Source organism: Thermodesulfobium sp. (assembly GCF_053498235.1).
In genome coordinates this window covers 26,062-47,084 of the sequence record NZ_JBRCUV010000059.1, presented here as the reverse complement: position 1 = coordinate 47,084, position 21,023 = coordinate 26,062, and the positions used below count along the sequence as shown (strand labels likewise).

General features: G+C 34.0%; 20 protein-coding genes. 7 read left to right on the top strand and 13 right to left on the bottom strand.

What is annotated here, in order from left to right; genetic code table 11:
• Position 1: 1 nt before the first annotated feature.
• From rpoZ to ACWIUX_RS08335, 12 genes are all read right to left on the bottom strand, one after another.
• Positions 2–193 (bottom strand): DNA-directed RNA polymerase subunit omega, encoded by a 192-nt coding sequence (rpoZ, locus tag ACWIUX_RS08390; protein WP_448590281.1) that lies wholly within the window; start codon positions 191–193, stop codon positions 2–4.
• A gap of 1 nt (position 194) precedes the next feature.
• Positions 195–842, bottom strand: coding sequence for a guanylate kinase (gmk, locus tag ACWIUX_RS08385; protein WP_448590280.1), 648 nt, complete (start codon positions 840–842; stop codon positions 195–197).
• A complete protein-coding gene (locus tag ACWIUX_RS08380; protein WP_448590279.1) occupies positions 842–1,672 on the bottom strand; it encodes an SDH family Clp fold serine proteinase in 831 nt (276 codons plus the stop codon). Before ACWIUX_RS08380 ends, gmk begins: the two co-directional genes overlap by 1 nt.
• Positions 1,669–4,074, bottom strand: a complete 2,406-nt coding sequence (locus ACWIUX_RS08375; RefSeq protein WP_448590278.1) for an ATP-dependent Clp protease ATP-binding subunit — start codon at positions 4,072–4,074, stop codon at positions 1,669–1,671. Before ACWIUX_RS08375 ends, ACWIUX_RS08380 begins: the two co-directional genes overlap by 4 nt.
• Entirely contained in the window at positions 4,061–4,390 is a 330-nt protein-coding gene (locus ACWIUX_RS08370; protein WP_448590277.1) for a MerR family transcriptional regulator, read from the bottom strand. The genes ACWIUX_RS08375 and ACWIUX_RS08370 overlap by 14 nt, the downstream gene beginning before the upstream one ends.
• Positions 4,390–5,295 carry a DnaJ C-terminal domain-containing protein gene (locus ACWIUX_RS08365; RefSeq protein ID WP_448590276.1) on the bottom strand — a complete coding sequence of 302 codons (906 nt, stop codon included), beginning with the start codon at positions 5,293–5,295 and terminating at the stop codon, positions 4,390–4,392. Before ACWIUX_RS08365 ends, ACWIUX_RS08370 begins: the two co-directional genes overlap by 1 nt.
• On the bottom strand, positions 5,285–5,857 hold the full coding sequence (locus tag ACWIUX_RS08360) for a nucleotide exchange factor GrpE (RefSeq protein WP_448590275.1): 573 nt from the start codon (positions 5,855–5,857) through the stop codon (positions 5,285–5,287). Before ACWIUX_RS08360 ends, ACWIUX_RS08365 begins: the two co-directional genes overlap by 11 nt.
• 204 nt (positions 5,858–6,061) lie before the next feature.
• Positions 6,062–7,969, bottom strand: coding sequence for a molecular chaperone DnaK (gene dnaK, locus ACWIUX_RS08355; RefSeq protein ID WP_448590274.1), 1,908 nt, complete (start codon positions 7,967–7,969; stop codon positions 6,062–6,064).
• Positions 7,970–8,216: 247 nt separating this feature from the next.
• Entirely contained in the window at positions 8,217–8,645 is a 429-nt protein-coding gene (gene nifU, locus ACWIUX_RS08350; RefSeq protein ID WP_448590273.1) for a Fe-S cluster assembly scaffold protein NifU, read from the bottom strand.
• Complete coding sequence (nifS, locus tag ACWIUX_RS08345; RefSeq protein WP_448590272.1) at positions 8,627–9,835, bottom strand: cysteine desulfurase NifS; 1,209 nt, start codon at positions 9,833–9,835, stop codon at positions 8,627–8,629. Before nifS ends, nifU begins: the two co-directional genes overlap by 19 nt.
• 367 nt (positions 9,836–10,202) lie before the next feature.
• Complete coding sequence (locus ACWIUX_RS08340) at positions 10,203–11,120, bottom strand: diguanylate cyclase (protein ID WP_448590271.1); 918 nt, start codon at positions 11,118–11,120, stop codon at positions 10,203–10,205.
• 112 nt (positions 11,121–11,232) lie between these two features.
• Positions 11,233–12,126: an MBL fold metallo-hydrolase gene (locus tag ACWIUX_RS08335; protein ID WP_448590270.1), complete on the bottom strand. Its 894-nt coding sequence runs from the start codon at positions 12,124–12,126 to the stop codon at positions 11,233–11,235.
• Between the two features lie 93 nt (positions 12,127–12,219).
• Here ACWIUX_RS08335 and ACWIUX_RS08330 point away from each other — a divergent pair, with 93 nt between their 5' ends.
• On the top strand, positions 12,220–13,485 hold the full coding sequence (locus ACWIUX_RS08330) for a replication-associated recombination protein A (protein WP_448590269.1): 1,266 nt from the start codon (positions 12,220–12,222) through the stop codon (positions 13,483–13,485).
• Position 13,486: 1 nt separating this feature from the next.
• Here ACWIUX_RS08330 and ACWIUX_RS08325 read toward each other — a convergent pair whose 3' ends face one another.
• Positions 13,487–14,131 (bottom strand): MBL fold metallo-hydrolase, encoded by a 645-nt coding sequence (locus tag ACWIUX_RS08325; protein ID WP_448590268.1) that lies wholly within the window; start codon positions 14,129–14,131, stop codon positions 13,487–13,489.
• 187 nt (positions 14,132–14,318) lie between these two features.
• Here ACWIUX_RS08325 and ACWIUX_RS08320 point away from each other — a divergent pair, with 187 nt between their 5' ends.
• The 6 genes from ACWIUX_RS08320 to ACWIUX_RS08295 are packed head-to-tail and all read left to right on the top strand — an operon-like array spanning position 14,319 to position 21,012.
• Positions 14,319–15,344, top strand: a complete 1,026-nt coding sequence (locus tag ACWIUX_RS08320; RefSeq protein WP_448590267.1) for a ketopantoate reductase family protein — start codon at positions 14,319–14,321, stop codon at positions 15,342–15,344.
• A gap of 30 nt (positions 15,345–15,374) precedes the next feature.
• Positions 15,375–16,706: a TolC family protein gene (locus ACWIUX_RS08315; protein WP_448590266.1), complete on the top strand. Its 1,332-nt coding sequence runs from the start codon at positions 15,375–15,377 to the stop codon at positions 16,704–16,706.
• Positions 16,707–16,746: 40 nt separating this feature from the next.
• Positions 16,747–17,853 carry an efflux RND transporter periplasmic adaptor subunit gene (locus ACWIUX_RS08310; protein ID WP_448590265.1) on the top strand — a complete coding sequence of 369 codons (1,107 nt, stop codon included), beginning with the start codon at positions 16,747–16,749 and terminating at the stop codon, positions 17,851–17,853.
• The gene (locus ACWIUX_RS08305) at positions 17,850–18,590 is read left to right on the top strand and encodes an ABC transporter ATP-binding protein (RefSeq protein WP_448590264.1); all 741 of its coding nucleotides are present in this window, start codon (positions 17,850–17,852) and stop codon (positions 18,588–18,590) included. The genes ACWIUX_RS08310 and ACWIUX_RS08305 overlap by 4 nt, the downstream gene beginning before the upstream one ends.
• Entirely contained in the window at positions 18,587–19,795 is a 1,209-nt protein-coding gene (locus ACWIUX_RS08300; protein WP_448590263.1) for an ABC transporter permease, read from the top strand. Before ACWIUX_RS08305 ends, ACWIUX_RS08300 begins: the two co-directional genes overlap by 4 nt.
• Positions 19,792–21,012 (top strand): ABC transporter permease, encoded by a 1,221-nt coding sequence (locus ACWIUX_RS08295; protein WP_448590262.1) that lies wholly within the window; start codon positions 19,792–19,794, stop codon positions 21,010–21,012. The genes ACWIUX_RS08300 and ACWIUX_RS08295 overlap by 4 nt, the downstream gene beginning before the upstream one ends.
• Positions 21,013–21,023 lie beyond the last annotated feature (11 nt).

Sequence of the window (21,023 nt, the reverse complement as noted above, 5' to 3'; positions counted from 1 at the left end):
CTTATCTATTTACTAAAACCTTTATTTTCCCACTTGCAATTTCTTCGAAGGCTTGCTCAAGAGGATCGCTAACGTTAGTCATAAAAAGATCTTTATTGCTCTTAATCTCTTTCGCCCTTTTTACAGCTACAATAACTAGGGCATATCTTGAATTTATCTTTTTAAAAACATTTTCTAAGCTTGGTGCTATCAAACTATATTACCTCCTGTCCAAATTGTATTTCTGACCTAAGTTTCGATATTATATCTTCTCTTCTTTCCCTTCTTGCTCTTTGAGCAACGATAATACATTCAATCTCGCTGGCAGCTTCTATGACACTATTATTTATGATTATATAATCATATATAAAATATTCTTCAATTTCCTCAACTGATCTTGAAAGTCTTCTTCTTATTTCATCGAAATTTTCAGAAGATCTAGTTTCCAACCTCAATCTGAGATCACACCATCTTGGAGGTACAATAAAGATTAAGATTGCCTCAGGATACAACGATTTTACTTTACTCGCACCCCTGGTATCTATTTCAAGAATAACGTCATTATTTTCGCTTAATTTTTTTAAAACATAATCTTTAGGAGTACCATAGTAATTGCCATGAACTTTTGCCCATTCTAGAAGGTTATCCTTTTCTATGTGTTCTAAAAACTCAGATTCAGAAACAAAAAAATAATCTTTACCGTCAACTTCGTTAGGCCTTCTGGATCTGCTAGTCATAGAAATAGAAAGGCACAGCATAGGATCCCTTTGCATTAGTTCCTTAATTACTGTACCTTTCCCAACACCAGAAGGTCCTGAAACTACAAATAATAAACCTTTTCTTTCATCGTTCTTTTTATACACTACTTATTACCCTTTGTAGGAACTTTATAAGGAAGTGGAATAAACTGCACGGATGGTCTTCTGTTACCAGCTTGAGGGTACAATTCCATTAATTCATATACCTCATCAGGCAAATCCTTTCTAACCGAAATGCCCAAATTCTTTATTTCTTCATACGAAATTGGATAATCGTGAGTCCACTTTCCGCTTGTAAACAAGTCAGCTAAAAATGATGCCTTTTCAGAATCCATTCTATCCTGTAAGAGTTGCTTGATTGTACTCTTTACTTGATTGATAGCCTTTTGAGACATATCAGCTAAAATCAAAGTTCTATCGTCAACATTTTCTCTACCCTTTTCCCTTACAGCCTGTATAATAGATACAGCAGGATATTCTCCCAACTGAGGATCAACAGGACCTAAAACCGCATTTTCATCAAGATATATCTCATCAGCAGCAAGAGCAAGCATAGTACCACCTGACATAGCATAGTGAGGCACAAATACTCTAACAGGAGCTGGATGTCTTATGAGAGCTTTTGCTATTTGCTCGGCTGCAAGCACTAGACCACCAGGAGTATGAAGTATAATATCGATAGGCACATTTTTTTCTGTAAGTCTTATAGCTCGTAAAATTTGTTCCGAATCATCTATATCTATATACCTCGAAAGCGGAATGCCAAAAAAAGAAATAGTCTCCTGTCGGTGTATAAGTGTAATAACCCTCGAATTCATTTTCCTTTCCATAGACCTTATAGTTCTAATTCTCATATTCTCAAGGTATTTTTGCTGTAATACAGGAGTAAAAGCAAATATTATAAAAATAAACCAAATTATATCAAAAAAATTCATTTATTTATCACCAATTTAATCTTATTATCTTCCACTGCTATCTTCACAGTGTCTCCTTCCTTTATATTATTATTTAAAATTTCCTTAGCAATAAGATTTTCCAAATTTTTCTGGATGTACCTTTTTAGAGGTCTTGCTCCTAATGTTGGTTCATAACCCTCTTTAGCAAAAAACTTCTTAGCTTCATCTGTTAGTATAATTTTAATTTTCTTTTCATTCAATCTTTCCTGAATGTCGTTTATTATTAATTCTACTATTTTTTCAATATCAGATCTAGATAGAGGTTTAAAAACTACAATTTCATCTATTCTATTCAAAAATTCTGGTCTAAAAGTTGAATTTAACAAAGATAAAACCCTATTTTTTGCCTTTTCAAATTCTCGCTCATCTTCAACATTGGAATTCAAAAGTATATCAGAACCCAAATTAGATGTCATTATTATAACAGTATTCCTAAAATCTATAGTTCTTCCCTTACCATCAGTTAGCCTTCCATCATCTAGAACCTGCAATAATATATTAAAGACATCGGGATGAGCTTTTTCAATTTCGTCCAAAAGTATTACAGAATATGGTCTTCTCCTAATTACTTCTGTTAATTGTCCACCTTCTTCATAACCCACATAACCAGGAGGAGCCCCTACCAACCTTGAAACAGAATGTTTTTCCATATATTCTGACATATCAATTCTTACCAAAGCATTTTCGTCCTTAAATAAAAAGGAAGCAAGGGCTTTACTCAATTCAGTTTTACCAACTCCCGTTGGACCAAGAAACAGAAAAGATCCAACTGGTCTCCTTGGATCCTTTAAACCCGATCTTGATCTCCTTATTGCTTCGGAAACAGCAGTTACTGCTTCATCCTGTCCAATTATTCTCTTATGAAGGATATTTTCCATGTTGGTTAACTTGTCAACTTCTTCTTGAACCAATTCTGTTACAGGTATTCCTGTCCACTTAGAAACCAAATTTGCAATATCTTGTTTATCTACCACTTCATTAACCTTCTTATCAATAAGCCATTTATCTCTTTTTTCCTTAAATTCCCTTGAAAGTGCTTCAGATTCATTCTTCAATTTTGCAGCTAATTCATAATCTTCTCTTCTCACCGCTTCCTGCCCTTCTTGATTCAACCTTGAAAGCTTATTTTCCAATTCTTTAAGCTCTTGGGGCATATTAGAAAGCTGAATTCTAACTTTAGCAGCAGCTTCATCAATCAGATCAATAGCCTTATCTGGTAAAAATCTATCTGATATATATCTTTCAGAAAGATGAGCGGCTGACTCAATTGCCTCATCAGTAATTTTTACCCTATGATGAGCCTCATACTTATCTCTTAAACCCTTTAGGATAGAAATAGTATCCTCTACGCTCGGCTCTTTTACATAAACTGGTTGAAACCTTCTTTCGAGCGCGGGGTCCTTTTCTATATATTTTTTATATTCATCTAGGGTTGTAGCACCTATCACTCTCAGCTCGCCTCTTGCGAGTGCAGGCTTTAACAGATTTGATGCATCTATAGCTCCTTCTGCAGCACCTGCTCCTACTACAGTATGCAACTCATCAATAAACAATATATAATTTTGCGTCTTAGTTACAGAATCAATTATTGTTTTCAACCTTTCCTCAAATTCGCCCCTAAATTTTGTACCAGCAACTAAAGCCCCCATATCAAGTGCTAAAAGCTGCTTCCCTTTAAGGATCTCAGGCACATCATTAGAAGCAATTTTTTGAGCAATACCATCAACAATTGCTGTTTTTCCCACACCTGGTTCACCTATTAAGACAGGGTTATTTTTAGTTCTCCTAGAAAGAATTTGCATAACCCTTTCAATCTCTTCATCCCTGCCAATTACAGGATCTAACTTACCTTCTAAAGCAAGTTGAGTTAAATTTCTCGTATATTTTTCAAGAGCTTGATATTTTTCTTCAGCACCTGGATCTGTCACTCTTTGTGTACCCCTTATATCCTTAAGAATTTGATAAACCTTTTCTTCTGTGAAACCGTACTCCTTTAAAAGTCTCGAAGCAGGGCTTTCGCCCTCTTTTACAATTGCAATCAAGACGTGATCTATTCCAATAAACTCATCCTTTAACCTAATCGCTTCTTCTTCAGCTATATCTAAAACCTTTTTTAAGGACGGTGTAATATAAATTTGCGGAACAGAAGATGAATACTGTATTTTGGGAAGTCTATTTAAAATTGCTTCCAATCTATCCTTTATATCGTTCTTATTAATTCCAGCTCTAGTTAAAATTTTTCCAACAAGACCGTCCTGCTGAGTTAGCATAGCATATAATAGATGCTCTACATCAAGCTGATTGTTTTGAAAATTCATCAACACTCTCTGAGATGATTCTAAAGAATCTCTAAGCTGTTCTGTAAACTTATCTGGGTTCATCGCTCTCACCCTCCTTTTCTTTAGAAATATTATTTAATAAGTTATTAAGCCTTATAACTTCTGACTCTAATTCCTCCACTCGTTTGGATAATCTTAAAATCACCTCAACGCCAGCAATATTTATTCCAAGATCTTTTGTAAATTCTTGAATCTTTTTTAACACCTCTATGTCTTCATCACTAAAAACCCTTGTTTTTCCGGCAAGTTTTTTTGGGCAAATCAAACCTAATTCTTCATATCTTCTTATCGTTTGTGGGTGAATTGACAACATCTTCGAAACAATACTTATTGCATAGAAACCACTTGTTTCAGGCATTATTTCTCACCCCTTAACTTAGCCCATTTTGTAACTATTTCCTTCTCTTCATCAGAGAGGTTTTTAGGTATTTGAACGTTTATATTTACAAGCAAGTCGCCTCTTGTCTTGTTATGCTTAAGTGCACCAAGTCCCTTTAGCCTTAAAATTGTTCCAGATGAAGAGCCAGGCGGGACCTTTACTTTCACCCTTCCATCAGGAGTATCTACCGGAATTTCTCCTCCTAGAAGAGCCGTAAACAAAGAAACGTTAGCAGAAGTCTTTATATTATCACCATCAATAGAAAATTTTGGGTCCTTTTCTATTTTAATTTTTAGATACAGATCTCCACCGTTTTGACCCAAACCTTTAAATCTAATTTTCGAACCTTCTTTAACTCCTGCAGGAATTTTTAGCTCAACATCTTTATTCAAGTAAGGTAAATTTACTTTTTTTGTAGTTCCATGCAAATATTCGTTAAGCGTTATAGTAACTTCTGACTCTACATCTTGACCAATATTTGTTCTTACATTTTGTTGCTTTCCAAAAAGATCAAATGGTGAAAAACCTCTACTAGAAAAGCCTCTTTTACTCGTAGAACCAAAGATACTATTTATAAGATCGAATATATTATCAAATTCACCAGGGTTAACGTTGTATTGAGTGTAAAAGTTGCCGTTAAAGTTAAAGCCTTGATTGCCGGCGCCCGCTCCTGTCCATGAAGTTCCCATTTGATCATATATTTTTCTCTTTTCAGGATTTGATAAAACTTCATGAGCTTCATTTATTTCTTTAAACTTTTCAGCATCGCCTCCAGGTAGGTCAGGATGATATTTTCTGGCTAATTTCTTGTATGCTTGCTTTATTTCCTTCTCCGTTGCATTCCTATCAACTCCAAGAATTTTATAATAATCTTTATACTTCATCTAAAGTTTCGCCTTCCTTTTTAGGCGGCCGACTAACTTTAACTTTTGATGGAATTAATACTTCGTTGTTATACATGTATCCAGCACTCAATTCCTGAAGTATGGTTCCTTCGGGTTTATCAGATTCTTCAACAAACACTACTTCATGATAGAGAGGATTAAAAATAGTATCAGGCTCTGCATTAATTTTCGTTACATTTTCTGACTTAAGAGCTTCAAACAAGTTTTTATAAACCATCTCTATTCCTTTTTTAAAATTTTCGGAATCAGAGTAGGATAGAGCTTTTTCAAGCTGATCTATATTAGGCAATATTTTTGTAAGAAAATTTCTTCTAATTTCATTAGTTCTAAATTCTATTTCTTTTTGGGTTCGTTTTCTTAAATTATCATAATCGGCTAAACTTCTTAAATATTTATTCTGTAAGTCATTAATTTCTTGTTTAAGCTTTTCAATAAGAGCATCTTTATCATCTATTGGGGTCTCTACATAATCCTTTAGTTCTTCGCTGTCTTTATTATTATTATTTTCATTATTATTATTTTCTATTTTAATTTCAGACATATTTACCTCCTTTTTATCTAAAGCTAATTTTGGTTATTAAAAAAAATACAATATATGATTAATTTGCAAAATTATTTCAAACATAATAATATTTTGGTAACGAGTGACATACATAGCATTTCATTTCTCCTATATCTGTCACTCGATACCTAAAATTCTTAAATAACTTTTTTAAAATAGTAAAAGGCTAGAAATTATCTTGCTCTAGTTTTCTTTCTTAAAATCAGCATCAATTACTTCTCCCTCTTGAGGTCCCTGGTCTGAAGAACTAGACGCAGAAGTCCCTGAAGAGGCACCTGCCGAACTAGTTTTGTATATCTCTTCACTGATCTTATAGCTTAGTTGTTTTAGTTCATTCATTTTTGCCTCAATTTCTGATTTACCTGCATTCTTCTTGACCAGATCTCTTAACTCAGAGATTCCTTTCTCAATTTTCGACTTTTCATCTTGCGAAATTTTATCACCCAAATCTTTTAGAGTCTTTTCTAAACTATAAGCAAAGCTTTCTGCCTGATTTCTTGTATCTGCCTCTTCTTTGATTCGCCTATCTTCCTCAGCAAATTGTTCAGCTTTCTTGATCATCTCATCTATCTCTTCTTTAGATAGAGTAGAAGCTCCAGTTACTGTAACTTTTTGTTCTTTACCGGTACCCAAATCCTTTGCATGAACAGTTAATATGCCATTTGCATCAATATCAAAGGTAACTTCAATTTGAGGGACTCCTCTTGGAGCTGGTGGTAACCCTTCCAATCTAAATCTCGCAAGTGTTCTGTTGTCTCTTGCCATTGCTCTTTCTCCCTGCAAGACATGGATCTCAACTGCAGGTTGGTTATCCTCTGCTGTTGTAAATATTTCACTCTTTTTAGTAGGAATAGTAGTATTTCTTTCAATCATTTTTGTAAAAACGCCACCTAACGTCTCAATTCCAAGGGAGAGAGGAGTAACATCTAACAAAACAATATCCTTTACTTCTCCTGCGAGAACTGCACCTTGAATTGCTGCACCCACAGCTACAACTTCATCAGGATTTACTCCCTTATTTGGTTCTTTCCCGGTCAATCTCTTAACAAGTTCTTGAACCGCAGGCATTCTAGTAGAACCACCTACAAGGATGATTTCATCTATATCTTCAATTTTTAGCTTTGCATCTTCAAGAGCCTGCTTAAAAGGAGCTATACATCTTTCTGTAAGATGTCTTGTAATATCTTCAAATTTTGCCCTTGTAATACTCATCTCAAGATGTTTTGGCCCTGTTTGGTCAGCAGTAATAAATGGCAAACTTATATTCGTAGAAGTCATAGAAGAGAGCTCAATCTTCGCCTTTTCTGCTGCCTCAAGAAGCCTTTGCCAAGCCTGCTTATCGGCTTTCAAATCTATTCCCTGATCTTTCCTAAACTCATCAGCCAAATAATTAGCAAGCGCAAGATCGTAATCATCTCCACCAAGGTGTGTATCACCAGATGTAGACTTAACTTCGAAAACTCCGTCTCCTACTTCTAGAATAGATACATCAAAAGTTCCACCGCCTAGATCCCATACAAGTACTGTTTCATTTTTCTTTTTATCTAGACCATATGCAAGAGCTGCGGCAGTAGGTTCGTTTATTATTCTCACTACTTCCAAACCTGCAATTTTACCTGCATCCTTTGTAGCCTGCCTTTGTGAGTCGTTAAAGTACGCAGGAACAGTGATTACTGCTTTTTTAATTTTTGTTCCTAGATAGGCTTCAGCATCTGTTTTCAATTTCATCAATACCATAGAAGATATCTCTTCTGGTGAAAGATCCTTATTTATAGCAGGAATTCTAAATCTTACAGAATCATTTGGACCCTGTACAACTTGATATGCCACTCTCTTCCTTTCATCAGCAACTTCTGAAAAACGGTGTCCAATAAATCTTTTTGCTGAATAAACAGTATTATCAGAATTGAGCACGGCTTGCCTTCTTGCAAGTTGACCTACCAACCTATCACCATTTTTTGTAAAGCCAACTACAGAAGGAGTAAGCCTACTACCCTCACTATTAGGAATAACTACCGGTTCACCGCTTTCAACTACAGCAATAACAGAATTTGTTGTACCCAAGTCGATACCGACTATTTTCTCTGACATTATTACACCTCCAAGTGTTTTATAAAATTTTATACAAATAATATATAACATATTTATTAATATGTGTCAATAGTGTTTATAATAATATACTCAATGCTATATTATATCAATAATAAATTTATTTGACAAAAAATACTCATATTAAACCTTGGATGCATTTTTACCAAATAATAAAAACATCTCACAAATTTTGTTTTGTGAGATGTTAATTTTATAATTTTATGTAATATTTTATGTAATTAAAAACTTAACTATTACATTGATGATCCTTTATAACCTGTGCATGTGTTCTCTCTTTCCACGGCTCAAGATTATTGGCTTTTCTGTAGTTATTTATAGCTTTATGTATTGCCTCTTCAGCCAAAACGCTACAATGCATTTTCATAGGGGGCAATCCATCTAAAGCTTCTGCCACTGCCTTATTAGTTATTTTCCAGGCTTCTTCAAGTGTTTTCCCTTTTATTAACTCGCTTGCAATACTTGATGATGCTATTGCAGATGCGCATCCATAAGTCTCATACTTTACATCCTCAATCACGTTATTCTTAACTTTTATATAAACCTTCATAATATCACCACATCTAGGATTGCCTACTTCACCTATTCCATCAGCATCAGGAATGACACCCACATTTCTTGGGTTTCTAAAATGATCCATTACTTTCTCGCTGTACATGATATTTTCTCCTCTCTGTCCGAAATCTGGTTCCAAAGAGGCGACATGCCCCTACGTCTTTCCACAATTTTGGGTAAAACATCTATTACATAGTCAACGTCCTCTTCAGTTGTGTTTAATCCGAGAGTCATCCTAACAGAACCGTGAGCAACTTCGTGAGATAGACCAATTGAGAGCAAAACGTGCGATGGTTCTAAAGAACCTGACGCGCACGCACTTCCAGTAGAAACGAATACTCCTGCATCATTAAGATCAAAAAGTAGCGTCTCACCCTCAACTCCGACAAAACTAAAGTTAACGTTGTTTGGCAATCTTTTGTCTCCTCTAGGTCCATTCAATCTTGCTTTAGGAACCTTATTTAAAATACCGTCAATTAACTTATCTCTTAAGATTTTCAAGCGGTTAGCTTCAAAATCAAGTTCTTGCCCAGCAATTTCAATAGCTTTACCCAATCCTACAATCCCAGAAACATTTTCTGTACCCGCTCTCTTTCCTCGTTCTTGAGAACCGCCATCAATTAAGTTATCAATCTTTACACCTTTTCTTATATAAAGCACTCCTACACCCTTAGGACCATAAAACTTGTGACCCGACATAGACAACAAATCTATATTCATTGATTTTACATCAACAGGCAAATGTCCAACTGCCTGGACAGCATCAGTATGGAAATATATGCCTTTTTCTCTGCAAATTTTTCCAATCTCTGATATTGGTTCAATCGTACCAACTTCATTATTTGCGAACATAATCGAAACTAATATAGTTTTCTCGGTAATAGCATTTTTCAGATCTTCTATGTTTATAAAACCGTCAGAATCAACTGGTAAATAAGTTACAGAAAACCCATTTTTTTCAAGAAATTTGCTTGCATTAAGTACTGCATGATGTTCTATCTGTGATGTTATAATGTGATTTCCCCTAGATTTATTAGCAAACGCTATGCCTTTAATAGCCCAATTGTCGCTTTCAGAACCTCCAGACGTAAAATAAATCTCATTTTCATCAGAATTTATAACTTTTGCTACCCTTTGTCTGGCAAGTTTTATAGCGCTTCTGTTAACCTCGGCAAAATTGTATAGAGAAGAAGGATTCGCAAAATTATCCTTAAAATACGGCAAAATCTCATCCAGAACCTCTTGTCTTACAAAAGTTGTAGCAGCATAATCCATATATATTGATCTTTTCACTTTAAAATCCTCCTTTGAATCTAATTTTTAAAAATCAAACTTATAACTTCTTTAAACACATTTAATGAATTTTTAGTAAAAATATTTCACTAATCTACTCAAGTATAAGTTTATAATAGTTTATCATTTTAGTCAACTATTTGGTAGTTCCCTAAATAATCTATTAAAAAAGTTTTTTACAGTTATTTAGGTAATTTTGAAAAGGTTTGTTTAAAGAATATTCTCTTCGTAGCCCAGAAGCAAAATTAAAAAGGTTAGAAGGCTAACATAAAAATTCTATTTTGTCAATAAAATAAAGCATGTGTAAATTGTTATTCAAGTTAAGATGGATTTAATTTTTAAAAAGAGGCTTTATTAAGTTTTAAATTTATGAAAGGTTAAATTTTTCTATTTTACTTATTATTTCTCTGTAAGTTTTGTTTTTTTTTGAAAATTTAGCAGAATACATAGCCATATCTGCTCGTTTAAAAATATTCTCGAAATCTTCATCCTTTGTATTCCCCACTGCATAGCCCATGCTAAAGGATAAAGGAACCAAAAACTGATCTTGTGAATTCAAATAAATAGAGAGTAATCTTTTCCACAACATCTCCATTAGACCATCATTGACACGAGGAATTATAACTGAAAATTCATCTCCCCCAATTCTACAGACAATATCACTCTTACGAAACGTTTTTCTAAGAAGCCTCGACATTTCTTTAAGAGCCTTATCACCTGCCTGATGCCCCAGTGAGTCATTAATTAACTTCATGCCATCGACATCCATAACAAACACACCAATAGGATCTAGCCTTCCATCGCTAATCTTTTTGACTTCATTTTCAAAATAATTTCTGTTGTAAAGACCTGTTAATTCATCATGAAAACTTAAATATTTTATCCTTTCATTTTGTTGGAAAATCTTAGAGAAATCTTGAAACAGACATATAATAAAGGTCATCTCATTTGCAATAAACAACTGTGAGGTAATTAATATATGTTTAAATTCATCTTTGCATCTTTTAGTAAATAAAAAAGAAATACTATCTTCTTGTTTTTCAAACTGCTCTAACAACTTACTAGAATCTAGAGAATCTTTACGTCCGAAAAAGTCATCGTTTAATTTTGTAAAATTTAAATCACATTCAAAAAAGGTTGAAAATTTTTCATTTTTACTGATTATATTTAGATCTTTGTCTATTATACACATAGGAAAAACTGAAGAATCGCCAATAGGACACTTTAAGAAATTATCAAGAATTAAATCACATTTTTTTATATTCTTCCCACTAATATGCTTCAACGATCTCCTCCCACAACAAAACTATAAAATAAATTGTTCAGAGAATATCATATTCATTTACGTTATGTCAAATACAATTTTTTATAAGAAGAAAGGCATCAATCAAAATTTTTTAAGGAGTTCTAATAAAAAATGGTTGATTGTTTATAAATTCTATGGCTAAAAGACTCTCATCTAACAAGTAGCTTATATATGCTAGAATAGAAAGTCTCATTAGAACATTGCTAGCCATATCTTTTATTAAGATGCCAAATTTATCGTACACCAAATTTAAGAGTTCTATTTCAGAGGTTTTCTTAAAACATATTTCCAAAATGAATTCTAAAACCTGATTTATAATTCTTTCATTTTCAACCAAGACGTCAAAATAACTCTCAAAAAGTTCACCGTGTGAGGGTATTATTCCTTTAAAATTAGAATTCTTCAAATAACTTAAAGTTTGTAAGCTACCTCTTATATCCGAGTTAAGGGGTATCTTGTGTTTGGTTAAAAATTCAAAAGATATAAAGGAGTCAGCAGAAAAAAGATAGTTTTCGAACAAAATTCCAATTTGACCAAAGGAATGTCCAGGTAGCTCAACAATTTCAAAATTTATATTTTCAAGACTTATAACCCCTGAGTTTAAAATTCTATCTACACTTACCTTTTTTCCAAGGAAAAATTTTTGATGAAGAATCTTTGGAGGATATGCCCCAGAAAAGAGGTATATAGGCTCCCACAAAGGATATTCTAATATAGACCTTGCAGGAAGACTTGACAGTACTTTTGTATTAAGATGTTTTACAAACCACCATGCGCCACCAAAATGATCTGCATGAGCGTGAGTAATAATTATGTCCTTTGGCACAATTCCCTCAGTCTTAAGAAGTTTATATGCCTTTTTTGCGTTATCATCATCAATTCCAGCATCGATTAAGATAGCCTCTTTACTTTCATTTATTAAAAAACCAATATTTACGCTCGATTTTATATATCCACAACGCTCGTTTATATAAATTAACTGCAACTGTTTACCTCCCTTATAAAGTATTGACTCAATATACCAAGTATGAAGAATATATTAAGCAAATTATAACTTTATTTTGATAAAATTAAAAATATGGAAAGCTTATTTGAAAGCGAAACTTCACTGGCTAAGTTGCTTCAGCCCAGAAATCTCGATGAGTTTCTTGGGCAAGGACATCTTTTGAAAAAGGATGGAGTTATTTATAAAAGTATAGTTAACGCAAAATTAAAAAGCGTTATATTGTATGGGCCTCCTGGAGTTGGCAAAACAACACTTGCAAAAATAATAGCATCTTATTCGAAAGCCAACTTTGAAATCTTAAATGCTGTGCTTAGCGGACTGCCAGAATTCAGAAAGATTATTGACAAAGCAGTAGAGAATAAAAAAAGAGGAATAGACACTTTACTCTTTGTAGATGAAGTCCATCGCTGGAACAAAGCTCAACAAGATGCCCTGCTTCCAGTCTTAGAAGATAATACTATTAAATTTGTAGGAGCTACCGTTGAAAATCCCTTTTTTTATATTATCAAGCCTTTACTTTCAAGGTCATTACTTCTTACATTACACCCTCTCAGTAAAGATGACCTCGAAAAACTGTTTTACAGAGCAATAGATTACTACAAAAAATCTAAAAATAAAGAGATTGTTTTTGATAAAGAAACAAAGGATCTAATAATAAACCTTTCGCAAAAGGATGCAAGATATTTATTAAATATAATTGAGTTAATTGCTGAATCATCTGAAGAGAATATTGTAAAGCTTTCCAAAAATAGCCTAGAAGGAATAATTGAGAAAAAACTCTTGTTTGACAGATCATCAGATCAACACTATGACACAATTTCAGCCTTTATAAAATCTATAAGGGGTAGCGATCCTGACGCTGCCATCTATTACCTAGCTCTTATGCTCGACTCAGGTGAAGATCCAAGATTTATAGCTCGAAGACTAATAATACTTGCCTCAGAAGATATAGGTTTAGCTGATCCCTATGCAATAACTATTGCAACTTCTACTCTTGATGCGATAAATTTTGTAGGTCTTCCTGAAGCTGAAATCAATCTTGCCCATGCCACCGTGTATCTTGCCTGTGCACCAAAAAGTAATACCGCGTATATGGCACTAAACAACGCAAAAAAATCAATTAAGGATGAACAAATTTTAAAAATACCTGAACATCTTAAAAATATTCACACTGAAGACCTAAAAAATAGATACCTTTACCCACACGATTTCCCAGAACACTTTGTGAAGCAAAGGTATCTATCTGAAAAAAGGAAGTTCTATTATCCCTCTGATGTTGGTTTCGAAAAAAAGATCAAAGAGAGACTGCAAAAGCTATGGGGAAATGAAAACGAATAGCTTATTTTTCAAAAACTGCCTTCATTACTATTAGTTCTTTCTCTTTATTGTTAGATATAACTTCATATTTACTAGAATTAATGTTATTTACGCTATATTTCCACTTTGCTAAAAATTCATTTAACGTCTTTATTGGGAATTCATTCCCAGTCATTTTATAATGCATTGGGATAACCTGTTTTGGTTTGATCATATCAACAACCTTTATCATCTCATCAGGCCCAATTGTATAAAATCCACCAACAGGAATTAAAAGTAAATCAACGTTTTCATACGGTTTTAAAGATTCTTTGGCTGGAATTTCCCCTAGATCTCCCATATGAGCTATACTAACTCCATCAGCAGTTACTTTATAAGCAACAACCTTTCCCCTATCCTTTCCACTATTGTTGTCATGGTTGAATATATGTCCTTCTATAGAAAGGTCTTTGAATTCAAACTTGCCAGCATCTTTATATACCTTTGGATTTCCCTTAACTACATTAACTGCATTGTGATCAAAATGATCATGAGATGTAAGTACAACATCAACTGAAACACTGGGCAAAGGATAACCCACTTTCTCATTAAAGGGGTCAAACATAAATCTCGTGCCAGCTTTTGTCTCCCCTACAAAACATGCATGACCAAAATATTCAATCTTCATCTTAACCTCCTCCTCTAAAATATAGAATTTTTAAATTTTTTTTGCATTAAAATTGTAGCTATTTTCGACTACAAAAACGTTACTAACTACACATAGTATTATTTTAGATCAAATTGATCAAAGTGTTAAAATAAGCTTGTTACATATAACTTAATTAATTCGTATTTCTTATTTAAGAGGTGATAAAATGAAAATCTTGATTGCTGGTACTGGAGCTTTAGGCATGTTATTTGCAGCACACTTATCAGAAAAACATGAAGTTGTACTTTTTGGATTTAGTAAAAATACCGATTTTATAAACAATAACGGTATAAAGGTTGCAACACCACTAGGCATAAAACATTACAAAAATGTTAAGGCATTTAGCAACCCAAAACTTATTGAAAGCGAAAAGTTTGATTTGATGATTACTGTAGTAAAATCATTTGCCACAAAAGATTATTACGATGCGCTTGAAGTGATAAAACCAAACATCTCTTATGCACTTTCTTTTCAAAATGGTATAAAAAAGGAAGATGAACTAATCAATTTCATAGGAAAAGAAAAAGCAATATCTTCAGCTTGCACTATAGGTGCAACCTTTACAGATAAAGGAATTGTAAATTACACTTCACCTGGCTCTATTTGGCTTTCTTTGTATGAGAAAACAAATACTTCTGCAAAATTTTTAGAAGAGTTATCTCAAACATTTATCGATGCAAGCTTTCCTGCAAATATAGAAGATGACCCAATCGGACTTGTTTGGAACAAACTCGTGTTCTATAGTGCAGGCGCAGCTGTAGGCTGTTTAACGTTACTGCCCTATCATATGATTTGGAGCTCACAAAACCTTTGCAAAATATTTCTAGATGCATTGAAGGAGGGTAAAAACGTAGCAGAAAGCGAGGGCATAAGGCTTTTTGATATGAATGGCCTTGAAGTAATAAATTTGACAACTACACTTAACGAAAATGAAGCTATAGAAATACTAAACGGAAAAGCAAATCAACTTAAAATAAAAAACTTAAAGGATCTAAGAGTATCAATGTCTGTTGATATTTTAAGACAAAAGAAAACAGAACTAGAATTTACTCTTGGAGAGCTATATCATAGAGGTAAAAAAAATAGTCTTAATACTCCTGTAATTTACACGTCTTATCATATAGTTAAAGGCTTAGAAGAACTCTATCTTAATAAAGAAAGAAACTTTTTATACAAATACAGGCTAATATAGATGATACCAAAAACAAATAGGAAAAAATATATGTTAAAGATCTTCATTAACATTTCGTTAATATTTTTTTTAGCGTTCTACAGCTTATCACCAATTGTATCAAGGGCCTATGCTGCTAATACAAATGAGGAAGATGTTCTAACACTTGAAGATGCGCTAACAATCGCAAAAGAAAATAATAAAACTCTTCAAGCTGAGTATTATCAGATGCAATCAGCAAAAGAAACATACATACAGGCTTTAGGTTATAGATTACCGAACATTACAGGATCTTTAGACTACGAGAGAATTAGACCCATGTCGACAAATAATGTTTCATATGGTTCAAGAGACAATTTTTCATATTCGCTGGATGCAAGCCAACTTCTTTATGACTTTGGAGCAACAAATTCATATATACAAAGTGCATACCATAGTTATAAACAAAGTGAAAAACAATATCTTGATACACTTAGACAAATAGAGTACCAAGTAAAACAAAGCTATCTAAGCGTTTTATCTGCAGAACAACTTTACGATACTGCCAAAGAAGGTTTAGATTTGGCTAACTTAGTTTTAAAATATACCCAATCAGAATTTAACGTAGGCTTGGTGGCTAGATCTGATGTTTTATCTGCTGAAGTTGAAGTGCAAAATGCTAAAATTTCTCTTCTTAATGCCCAAAATCAAATCAAGGTAAATCTAGCAAACTTAGCAAACGTGTTGGGTTACGACCCTAGAAAAAATTTTACAATAGCCCAAATTGCTTATAATATGGCACCTAAACAAATAAAAACAGGCTTTGCTGATGAAATCTTTTCTATTGCTCTAAAAAATAGGCCTGATATAGCAGCCGCTGTAGAAGGAATTGAAGCAGCCAAGTATACTTTAAAAAATCTTAAAAGTTCTTTGTATCCAAAAATTAACTTAGTAGGCGATTATTCTAGAAGCGATAGTAAATTTCCACCTGAGAACTATTCCTGGTTTTATGGTATTACAGCAACTATAACATTTTTTAATGGCGGACAAAACATTTCAAAGATTAGACAAGAAGAGGATATACTAAACTCTTTAATAAAAACAAAAGATAATCTAGAGAATTCGGTTAAACTCGCTGTATGGACTGATATATTAAATTTAAATAACGCTTATTCTACATTTGAACTATCTGATGCAGCTGTAAAAAGCGCTCTTGAAAATCTAAAAGTAAATGAAGCACAATATAGAGAAGGTTTAAATTCTATAATTGATCTGACAACAGCTAGAAATAACTACATTTCTGCCAAGAACCAAAGAATAATAAACGAGTACAATTACTATCTTAGTCTTGCTGCACTCGAAAGGGATGTAGGTGTTAAATTTCTAAATGTAGAAAATTATTAAAAGTAACACAAGCATCCGCGCTTGTGTAAAAGGAGGAGAAATGTTAAAAATACTTAAACAAAAAAAGATAATAGCCTTGTTTATCGTCTTAATAATAATTATTATAGGTTCATTTTTTGGATATAACGCCTATATGAACAATCTAAAAAAATCGCAGCAAGCAATTAAAACTGTACCTGTAACAAAAAGAACCATTACAGAAATGGTAAATTCAACTGGGACTGTCAATCCACAAGTCGGTGCTCAGATTAACGTTGGTGCCAGAGTTACTGGGCAGGTTGTAAAATTAAACGTACAGGTAGGTAGTATTGTTACGAAAGGTGAAGTGCTGGCCGAGATAGATCCAAGACCACAAATTGCAGCTCTAAATCAAGCAGAAGCAAATCACCAGGCAGCACTAAGTAACTACAATTACGCAAAGGTAACCTATGAAAGATATGCCAAACTATTTGAAGAAGGACTTATCTCAAAGGATAAATATGACAGCGCTAAAGCTAATTATCTTGCTCAAAAAGGTAATTTAGAAGCAACTTCTGCTGCTGTCAATACCGCAAAGGTAAATCTTGAATACTGCACTATCACAGCTCCGATAAGTGGTATGGTGTCAGCAGTAACCACACACCAAGGTGAAACAGTAGTATCTGGGTTAAATGCGCCTAATTTTGTTACAATTGATGACCTCGACAAACTCGAAGTAGATGCATCTGTTGATGAAACTGACATTGGAAAGGTAAAAGTAGGAATGCCAGCTACCTTTACAGTTCTTGCCTATCCAAATAAAACTTTTACAGGAACTGTTGCAGCAATATATCCAACATCAACTGTAGTAAGTAATGTAGTATATTACACAACAGTAATAACTATTAATTCAAATCCTGGTCATCTTTTAAGACCCGGGATGACAGCAAATGTAAATATCAAAGTAGATGAAAAAAAGGATGTACTCGCAGTACCAAATCTTGCTTTAAAAACTTTTGGCAACCAAACAGTGGTTTTTGTAGAAACAGCGCCTGGAGTGTATGAGAAAAGGGCAATTAAGACTGGAATATCAGATCTGGACTACACCGAAGTAATTAGCGGTTTAAAGGAAGGCGACAAAGTAATAGTAGGCGACATTCCAGAAAGTATATTAAAGAAAATAAAATGAGCGAAAAAATCATAGAGTTAGATAACATTCAAAAAGTATATAAATCAGGTACTCTTGAAACCGTTGTTTTAAGAGGCGTAAGTTTTACTATAGAAAAGGGAGAATTTGCTTCTATTATGGCTCCCTCTGGTAGCGGCAAGACCACCTTAATGAATATAATAGGACTTTTGGATAGACCTACTGGTGGTAGATATTTTCTCGATAACAAAGAAACATCTAAACTCTCAGATAACGAGCTTGCTCACTTGCGAAATCAGTACATCGGTTTTATATTTCAGCAATTTCACCTTTTACCCGACCTCACTGCAATTGAGAATGTATTATTACCATCTGTCTATGCTAAAAATCCACCACCAGATGTTAAAGAAAGAGCCAAAAAATACCTCCAAACTGTTGGTTTAGGAGAAAGGTTAGATTTTTACCCTTCTGAATTGTCAGGCGGACAACAGCAGAGAGTAGCTATTGCGAGATCTTTAATAAACAATCCAAAATTAGTCCTTGCAGATGAACCCACAGGAAATCTTGACCCTCAATCGGGTATGGAGGTATTGTCGGTTTTTCAAAAGCTAAACAAAGAAGGCATTACAATACTGATGGTCACACACTCTCCCGAAATTGCTCTCTTTAGTAATAGGGTTATAACTCTCAGTTTTGGAAAGGTATTAAAAGAGGATATAATAAGAACACCAAAGTCAGCTCAAGAAGAATTACAAAAGATGTATGTGATTAACCCATGATAATTAAGATACTTTCTTCAGCAATTAAAATAAATTTAAAACAAGGCTTGAAGGTTTTTATTATGATAGCTGGAATATCGCTTTGTATCCTTGTAATCACATTAGTAACATCGATAAGCCTTGGAGCAAGACAACTCGTAAACGAAACCCTTCAGCAATTTGGTCCTACATCTGTGATAGTTTTTGCAGGTGGCAGAAGACAGCCAGGACAGCCATTCCAGAGGTCAACAACAATGACCTTAGATGATGTTCGCTCAATCAGCGATCAAATAAGTGGCATTGTAGCAATAGACCCTGAAGCAACCAGCCACATGAATGCAAAATATGGCGCACAAAATATAGATACCACTATTGTCGGTGCGACGCCTATGTTTACAACTGCCTGGGATTGGGATGTAGCTGAAGGTAGATTTTTTACTGAAAGGGAAAACATTTCTATGTCAAGAGTAGCAATAATTGGTACGACAGTTGAAAGACAGCTTTTTCAGGGGCAAAATCCTTTAGGCAAGACTATCAGAATTGGAACCACACCTTTTATTGTTATTGGTGTTTTAAGCTCACTTGGCACCACTCCAAACGGAACGGATAGAGACAATAGAATCATTATACCTCTTAATACTATGTTAAAAAGAATGTTAAACCAGACATATATTACTATGATGAGAATAAAGTTTGCACGTGGAACAAATATAAATAGCGTCGCAGGAGAAATCAGTACGATCTTAAGATACAACCATAAACTCACTGCCCAGGGGCTTCCAGACGACTTTACAATTATAACGCCTGATCAAGTAATGGAATTTCTGAACAGAATTAATTCTACTTTAAATATGTTTCTCGTTGTCTCAACTATCATTTCTATAATAATTGGTTCCGTAGTAGTTTCTAACATAATGCAAGCATCAATTTCTGAAAGGGAAAAGGAAATAGCTCTTAGAAGAGCCTTTGGAGCCACGAAGTCTCTTATAATAATACAGGTATTTCTCGAAATATTTGTAATAAGTATTATTGGTTCATTCTTTGGTGCAATATTCGGAGCTATTTTAGGTTTAATAGTAGGACATTTTACTGGAATACACGTTTCAATTAGTCCACTATTGTTCCTTGTAGCATTTAGCGTTTCTACCCTAATCGCTTTGATTGCTGGCATTCAGCCTGCAATAAAGGCCAGTTCATACGACCCCGCAGTAGTGTTGCAGAGATGAACAATTTCTTTATTAATTTTTCACAAGCAATAAGAAGCATATCCAGAAGAAAGGGAAAGTCAACCCTTGCTATTCTTGGCTTTCTTATTGGTATAAGTGCAACCGTGGTAATTGCAAGCATCAGTTCAGGCGTCAAAGAAAAAACAGTTGACCAGATAAAGAGTATGGGCAGTAATTTAATCGTAGTTACAGCAGGACAACTTAAAGTAGTGGGAAATAGACCTCATCAGGTTGGAAACGTAACAACCTTAACCCCATTTGATTACACTGTAATAAAAAAGGATCTTCCAAATGCTAAAGTAGCTGCTACTCAACAAAACTCTTTTGTTGTAAAGTTCTCTGATTATAGCGCTCAGACTACTATAATTGGAGCAACTCCCAGCTTATTTAGTGTGAGGGGCTATACTGTTAGTATGGGCAGAGAATTTACCTCTAGAGAAGATAGACTTCGCGAAAGAGTTGCAATAATTGGCAGAACGGTCATACAAAATTTAAATGCCGTTCCTGAACAGTTACTTGGCGCCACAATTTTGATTAACAAAATACCATTTAGAGTTATAGGTATACAAGATCCAGTAGGTATAAATATTGGAGGACAAGACGAAGATAACCAGATAATTATTCCTCTTAATACTGCGCTTGATAGACTACTAAATGTTACTTATATTAACAATATTTACATTTCAGCCCCTCAGGAGTATCTAATGAGTTCTTACAAAGATGAAGTTATAAGAATTTTAAGACAAAACCACAAATTAACAGATAATCAAGAAAATGACTTTACTGTTCAAGATCAAAGTGACATAATAGCTGCACAAACTAAATCTACTCAAACACTCGACAGTCTTACGCTTGCTCTAGCAATGATTGCCGTATTTATCGGAGGGCTAGGAATAGCTGCAGTTCTCTTAGTAGCAGTAAAAGAAAGGACGAAGGAAATAGGAGTTAGAAAATCATTCGGTGCAACAAAACAAGATATACTAATGCAATTTTTCATAGAAGCAGCAATACTTTCTGGATCCGGAACAATTTTTGGGGTATTAATTGGACTTTTAATAACCTTTGCGATAACCTTTTTTACAAAAATGCCATTTGTAGTGCCTTATAAGATTTTAATCCCGCTTATATTTGTAGCATTTTTAATGGGCGTAATATTTGGTACAATTCCAGCCAAAAAGGCAGCAGATGTTGACCCGATAAGAGCTATCTATTCGTAAAAAGGCTTCTG

Bases quoted from the DNA above. Each gene is read 5' to 3' on its own strand.
- ACWIUX_RS08380 (WP_448590279.1), bottom strand. From the start codon at position 1,672: ATGAATTTTTTTGATATAATTTGGTTTATTTTTATAATATTTGCTTTT.
- ACWIUX_RS08375 (WP_448590278.1), bottom strand. From the start codon at position 4,074: ATGAACCCAGATAAGTTTACAGAACAGCTTAGAGATTCTTTAGAATCA.
- ACWIUX_RS08370 (WP_448590277.1), bottom strand. From the start codon at position 4,390: ATGCCTGAAACAAGTGGTTTCTATGCAATAAGTATTGTTTCGAAGATG.
- ACWIUX_RS08365 (WP_448590276.1), bottom strand. From the start codon at position 5,295: ATGAAGTATAAAGATTATTATAAAATTCTTGGAGTTGATAGGAATGCA.
- ACWIUX_RS08360 (WP_448590275.1), bottom strand. From the start codon at position 5,857: ATGTCTGAAATTAAAATAGAAAATAATAATAATGAAAATAATAATAAT.
- dnaK (WP_448590274.1), bottom strand. From the start codon at position 7,969: ATGTCAGAGAAAATAGTCGGTATCGACTTGGGTACAACAAATTCTGTT.
- nifU (WP_448590273.1), bottom strand. From the start codon at position 8,645: ATGTACAGCGAGAAAGTAATGGATCATTTTAGAAACCCAAGAAATGTG.
- ACWIUX_RS08330 (WP_448590269.1), top strand. From the start codon at position 12,220: ATGGAAAGCTTATTTGAAAGCGAAACTTCACTGGCTAAGTTGCTTCAG.
- ACWIUX_RS08325 (WP_448590268.1), bottom strand. From the start codon at position 14,131: ATGAAGATTGAATATTTTGGTCATGCATGTTTTGTAGGGGAGACAAAA.
- ACWIUX_RS08320 (WP_448590267.1), top strand. From the start codon at position 14,319: ATGAAAATCTTGATTGCTGGTACTGGAGCTTTAGGCATGTTATTTGCA.
- ACWIUX_RS08315 (WP_448590266.1), top strand. From the start codon at position 15,375: ATGTTAAAGATCTTCATTAACATTTCGTTAATATTTTTTTTAGCGTTC.
- ACWIUX_RS08310 (WP_448590265.1), top strand. From the start codon at position 16,747: ATGTTAAAAATACTTAAACAAAAAAAGATAATAGCCTTGTTTATCGTC.
- ACWIUX_RS08305 (WP_448590264.1), top strand. From the start codon at position 17,850: ATGAGCGAAAAAATCATAGAGTTAGATAACATTCAAAAAGTATATAAA.
- ACWIUX_RS08300 (WP_448590263.1), top strand. From the start codon at position 18,587: ATGATAATTAAGATACTTTCTTCAGCAATTAAAATAAATTTAAAACAA.
- ACWIUX_RS08295 (WP_448590262.1), top strand. From the start codon at position 19,792: ATGAACAATTTCTTTATTAATTTTTCACAAGCAATAAGAAGCATATCC.